Below are 5,419 nucleotides of genomic sequence, written 5' to 3'. Positions count from 1 at the left end.
ATCCGGGAGTAGCGCCCGTAGCCATTCAGCAAGGGCAAAACCTTGGCGAAAACGTTTACCGCATGTTTGAACGTAAGCCGCTGGTGCCCTTCAAATACAGGGATAAAGGCTCACTGGCAACCATTGGGCGTAATAAAGCTGTGGCCGATTTGGGGAAAATTCATTTCCAGGGATTTTTTGCCTGGCTGGTATGGGGATTTGTGCACATCATGTCCTTAGCGGGTTTTACCAATAAAGGGATTATATTTTTCAGCTGGGCTATAAACTATTTTACCAAAAACAGCGATAACCGCCTCATTGTACGCTATTTTGATACCGAAACCAGGATGACCGACCCCGAATCGAGATAAAAGCAAACAATAGGCCTTTTAAATCCTTACTTGTAAGTATTTATGGATCTGTTTGTTGTAATTGCTTCATTGGTCATTGTCAGCGCGGTTTTCTCGTACCTTAACGCGCGTTTTATTAAGCTGCCGGGTACTATTGGCATCGTTTTGCTGGCAACTATTGCTTCTATAACTATACTCATCGTAGATAAAGTTGATTCATCAATAGCCGATTACCTGGGCACATTGGCCAAAAATATCAACTTTTCCAAAGCGGTATTGAATATCCTGCTTGGCTTCCTGCTTTTTTCGAGTTCGTTCAATTTGGATGGCCGGAAACTGAAGAGAGAAATGCGACCAGTATTTGTACTGAGCACATTGGGTGTTATTATTTCGACGGCGGTGTTTGGCTTCCTGTTATTTTACGTCGCCCCGGTTTTTCATATCCATATGCCGCTGATCTATTGCCTGTTGTTTGGCGCGTTGATCTCGCCAACAGATCCGGTGGCGGTATCGGCTATCATCCGCAATTCAAAACTACCGGCCAATCTCGAAACCATTATTTCGGGCGAATCCCTTTTTAATGACGGGATAGGACTGATCCTGTTTTTGATCATCCTGGAAATTGCCCGGGTAGGTGAGGAAAAGATTGAATTGGCGAAGGTGGTTGTACTCATCGTAAAGGAAATAATAGGGGGGATGTTAGCCGGGGCTGTTTTGGGTTATGTAACTCACCGTTTGATGCGCTCCGTTAAAGATTTTCAAACCATTGTACTGATCTCGCTGGCATTGGTAATGGGCTTGTCGGTATTGGCCGTATTGCTCGGTTTTTCACTGCCGTTATCAGTTGTGATAGCCGGACTGTTTGCCGGAGGCCAATCTATTAACCAGGATAATAAAGAAAAATCGCATGAGGCACTGGAAAAGTTCTGGAAGCTGGTTGACGAGATCCTGAATACTATTTTATTTGTGATGATAGGCCTTCAGCTGGTTAACCTGCCTTTTGTAAATAATTACTGGGTTACGGGAAGTATCTCTATAGTTACTGTTTTAATAGCCCGGTGGTTAAGTATAATGCTGCCACTTACCTTTTTACGGCGTACACTTAAGGTAAACTATAGTAATATCAATATCATGACCTGGGCTGGCCTGCGCGGGGGGATCTCTATAGCTTTGGCCTTATCACTGCCCAATACCCCATACCTGCACCTGATCCTTTCGGGGAGTTATTTTATTGTGATATTTTCGGTAATTGTACAGGGGCTAACACTAAACAGAATGATCAATAGTGTTTCAAAAAAAGTAGAAGAATAAAAACATTCTGCCGCGGGTTTAGCGATAGCGTAACCCGTGGTTAGCCATGGTTGAAGTTTTCAACTTCATTAGTTAAGTTGGAACCTTAACTAATGTTTCCACGGGTTACGCTGCGCTAAACCCGCGGTAGTTAATCATTTGAGGCGAGACATGTATTTGCCAATTTCAGCCTCAACCGTATCTCCGCTCTTACCCAAGGCTTCAATTATGTTTTCCCGTTCCACTTCAGTGCGGTTTTGACTAAGTTTCTGTTTGCCCTGTAGATCATCAACAATGATCTCAAATGCCACAATACCTTTCATCATCCGTTGCTTATACTCATCGGGGAGGTTATTCCATAGCGTTAGGTAATCAGCCTCATAATTGCTGATCATCTGTGCTAACAGATTGGCAGTTTGTTGGCCTTCGGATAATATCGTGGCTTTACCGTAAGCATGCACAGCAATGTAGTTCCAGGTAGGCACATTAGTCTCTTTTTCGTAATGCTTAGGGGAGATATAAGCGTGAGGCTCAGTGAAGATCACCAATATTTCTTTTCCAATAATTTCAGTAGCCTGCGGATTTGCCTTAGCAAAATGTGATGACAATACAATTTTATCATCGCGCTTACTTACCAAAAAGGGGATGTGGGTAGCAAAAGGAACATTATTAGTAGCGGTAACGATAGTTGCAAAACTATAGCGCTGCATAAAGCTAATTGCTTCCTGTTCATCGCTTAACTGAAAATGTTTAGGTGTGTACATCGGAAGGATTTAGTTAGTGCCTGTTTTAAAGTATGCCTTGAAATGATGGGGAAATTCCTCTTCGTAAAATGGATAGGGGATCCCTTCAACTGTAATTAAATACTCGTCATCGTCCATTCCTGATATGGTAGCAGCCAATCCTTTGATCTCGCGGCCACTTGCATCAAAAACATGCAAGTCAGGAATTTCATTGGTGGCGATGAGTTTAAGTTCGCTATCTTCCTGGAAGCTGATACCATTATTTACACAATAGTCTCTGAAAAAAGAATAATCAAAGGTATCAGCGATAAACGATATCTTACCGAGTACAACACCCATTGGCGGATCTGCATTTTCAAATCCGGTTGTGCCAATTTTGATATTACCGAGTAAGATATCGTACACTTTGTCCATATTTGGAAGTTAAGGAACAAGGTTGAAAACTACAAACTCTCCAGCATCTGTTTCAGTACTGCCTGGGCAGCCCAAACGCGGTTTCCTGCTTCATGCACTACAATGGAGTTCGGGCCATCTAATATTTCATCAGAGAGCTCCAGGTTACGGCGTACAGGCAGGCAATGCATTACTTTGGCATTGTTGGTTTGCTCCAATTTTTTATTGGTCAGCATCCACTCTTCGTGTTTACCCAATATGTTACCGTATGGCTCATAAGCCGACCAGTTTTTTACGTAGATAAAATCCGCACCGGCCAAAGCTTCATCCTGGTTGTAGGTGATATTTGCACCCTGTGTAAAATCGGTACAAAGCTCATAGCCTTTAGGCTGCACAATGGTAAAGTCAACATCGGCCTTGCACATCCACTCCGAAAATGAGTTTGGAACTGCCTGCGGCAATGGTTTTATATGCGGAGCCCAGGTTAATACCACTTTAGGGCGTGCCGTTGTTTTCAACTCTTCAATGGTAATTAAATCGGCCAAGCTTTGCAGCGGGTGACGGGTAGCTGATTCCAGGCTAACCACGGGCACTTTGCAAAACTCAACGAATTTGTTGAAAATCATTTCGCTATAGTCCTCTTCACGGTTGCGCAAACCAGGAAATGAGCGCACCCCAATGATATCGGCATATTGACCCATAACACCTGCAGCTTCGCGGATGTGCTCAACTGTAGTTCCATCCATGATCACGCCATCGCGCAGTTCAAGCGCCCAGCCCTCTTTATCAATATTAAGCACCATGACATTCATGCCCAGGTTAAGGGCTGCTTTTTGGGTGCTCATACGGGTACGCAGACTTGGATTTAAAAACACCAATGCAAGCGTTTTATTTTTACCAAGCTGCTGATGGGCAAAAGGATCCTGCTTAAGCGCCAATGCCTCTTTTACAAGCGCATTAACATCGGCAACATCATTAACAGAAGAGAATAGTTTCATTGATTTGGATATTATAGCGAGTTATTGATTCAATACGTTTACAAAAGCTTCCAGGAACCTGTCGGCATGGGCCTTAGTTAAATTAAGTGCCGGTAGCAACCTGATCACATTAGGTTTAGCTTCGCCGGTAAATATGTGATGCTTGTTTAGCAGCTCTTTACGTGCGTGGGCCAGTTCTTCAGGCAGTTCAATACCGATCATTAAACCACGACCACGAACCTCTTTAACCTGCTCCAGCTTTTTCAATTCTTTGATCAGGTAACCACCAATTTCGGAGGCGTTTTGCATCAGGTTGTCTTGCTCCATAGTTTCAAGTACGGCCAAACCTGCGGCACAAGCCAAATGATTACCACCGAAAGTAGTACCCAGCATGCCGTAAGCAGGCTGTATTTTTGGGGAAATAATGATGCCGCCAACCGGGAAACCATTGCCCATACCTTTAGCCATGCTGTAGATATCTGCGTCGATACCAGCAAAATCGTGTGAAAAGAACTTACCTGTACGGCCATAACCGCACTGTACCGAGTCGGCAATGAAAACAGCATTGTATTGGTCGCACAATGAACGGATCTTTTGCAGGAAGCTTTCAGAAGCAACCTGAATCCCGCCAACACCCTGAATGCCTTCGATAATTACTGAAGAGATCTCGTTGTTTTTGAATGCCTCTTCCAACGCTGCTTCATCTGCCCATGGCAAAAAGATCACGTTATCAGTTTCGTTGATAGGGGCAACGATTTTTGGGTTATCAGTAACGGCAACTGCTAATGAAGTACGACCATGGAATGATTTGCTGAAAGCAATTACTTTCTTTTTCCCATTATAAAAAGAAGCCAGTTTTAAGGCGTTCTCATTAGCCTCGGCACCTGAATTACACAGGAATAACTGGTAATCTTCCTTACCCGAAACTTTGCCAAGCTTTTGAGCCAGTTCTTTTTGGATAGGGATCTCGATGGAGTTAGAATAAAAGCCCAGTTTATGTAGCTGGTCTTCTAATCTTTTTACGTAATGTGGATGAGTATGACCAATAGAGATCACGGCGTGACCGCCATACATATCAAGGTATTCGGTATCCTGATTATCATATACTAAACTCCCTTGTCCCCTTACTATATTAATTGGATTTATAGGATAAACATCGAACAGATTCATATTGTTGAAGCCTTAAAGGCAATTAAAATTAATATTAAACAATTACTCCCCCTTTAGGGGGCAGGGGGGCTAAAAAGCTATTCCCTTAAGTCGTAAGCCTGCGCGCTCGTCAAGGCCGAACAATAGGTTCATGTTCTGTACTGCCTGGCCGGATGCGCCTTTAAGTAAGTTATCCATTATGCTGATAATGAATATTTTGTTATCGTGTTTTTTAACCTGGATAAAGCATTTGTTGGTGTTCACAATCTGCTTTAGATCAATATTCCGGTTGGTTACATGCGTAAACGGATGTCCATCGTAATAGCTTTGGTAAAGTGCTAAAGCTTCTTCTTCTGTCAAATCGCTTTCAGTATAGATTGAAGCGATAATGCCGCGCGTAAAGTCGCCACGATATGGGATAAAGTTTATAGCCTTGTCAAAGTTACCTTGTAGTTGCCTTAACGACTGACCGATCTCATTTAAATGCTGATGACTAAATGCTTTATAAACCGAAAGGTTATCATTACGCCAGGTAAAG

General features: G+C 43.0%; 5 protein-coding genes and 2 pseudogenes. 2 read left to right on the top strand and 5 right to left on the bottom strand.

Annotation, left to right across the window (positions count from 1 at the left end):
* A pseudogene (locus VF500_RS13315) lies at positions 1-350 on the top strand (NAD(P)/FAD-dependent oxidoreductase); the annotation flags it as partial.
* A 42-nt stretch (positions 351-392) separates the two neighbouring features.
* Positions 393-1,640, top strand: coding sequence for a sodium:proton antiporter (locus VF500_RS13310; protein WP_330860135.1), 1,248 nt, complete (start codon positions 393-395; stop codon positions 1,638-1,640).
* Between the two features lie 134 nt (positions 1,641-1,774).
* Here VF500_RS13310 and VF500_RS13305 read toward each other — a convergent pair whose 3' ends face one another.
* The 5 genes and pseudogenes from VF500_RS13305 to VF500_RS13285 form a co-directional block, all read right to left on the bottom strand.
* Positions 1,775-2,383: an FMN-binding negative transcriptional regulator gene (locus VF500_RS13305; protein ID WP_330860134.1), complete on the bottom strand. Its 609-nt coding sequence runs from the start codon at positions 2,381-2,383 to the stop codon at positions 1,775-1,777.
* A 9-nt stretch (positions 2,384-2,392) separates the two neighbouring features.
* Positions 2,393-2,776, bottom strand: coding sequence for a hypothetical protein (locus tag VF500_RS13300; RefSeq protein ID WP_330860133.1), 384 nt, complete (start codon positions 2,774-2,776; stop codon positions 2,393-2,395).
* 29 nt (positions 2,777-2,805) lie between these two features.
* Positions 2,806-3,753 (bottom strand): N-acetylornithine carbamoyltransferase, encoded by a 948-nt coding sequence (locus tag VF500_RS13295; RefSeq protein WP_330860132.1) that lies wholly within the window; start codon positions 3,751-3,753, stop codon positions 2,806-2,808.
* A 21-nt stretch (positions 3,754-3,774) separates the two neighbouring features.
* Positions 3,775-4,902 carry an aspartate aminotransferase family protein gene (locus VF500_RS13290; RefSeq protein ID WP_330860131.1) on the bottom strand — a complete coding sequence of 376 codons (1,128 nt, stop codon included), beginning with the start codon at positions 4,900-4,902 and terminating at the stop codon, positions 3,775-3,777.
* 69 nt (positions 4,903-4,971) lie between these two features.
* Positions 4,972-5,419 (bottom strand): annotated as a pseudogene (locus tag VF500_RS13285) (N-acetyl-gamma-glutamyl-phosphate reductase); the annotation flags it as partial.

The organism is Mucilaginibacter sp. (assembly GCF_036383575.1).
Taxonomy (GTDB): Bacteria; Bacteroidota; Bacteroidia; order Sphingobacteriales; family Sphingobacteriaceae; genus Mucilaginibacter.
The sequence above is the reverse complement of the archived record's forward strand: the minus strand, read 5'-3'. Positions and strand labels throughout refer to the sequence as shown.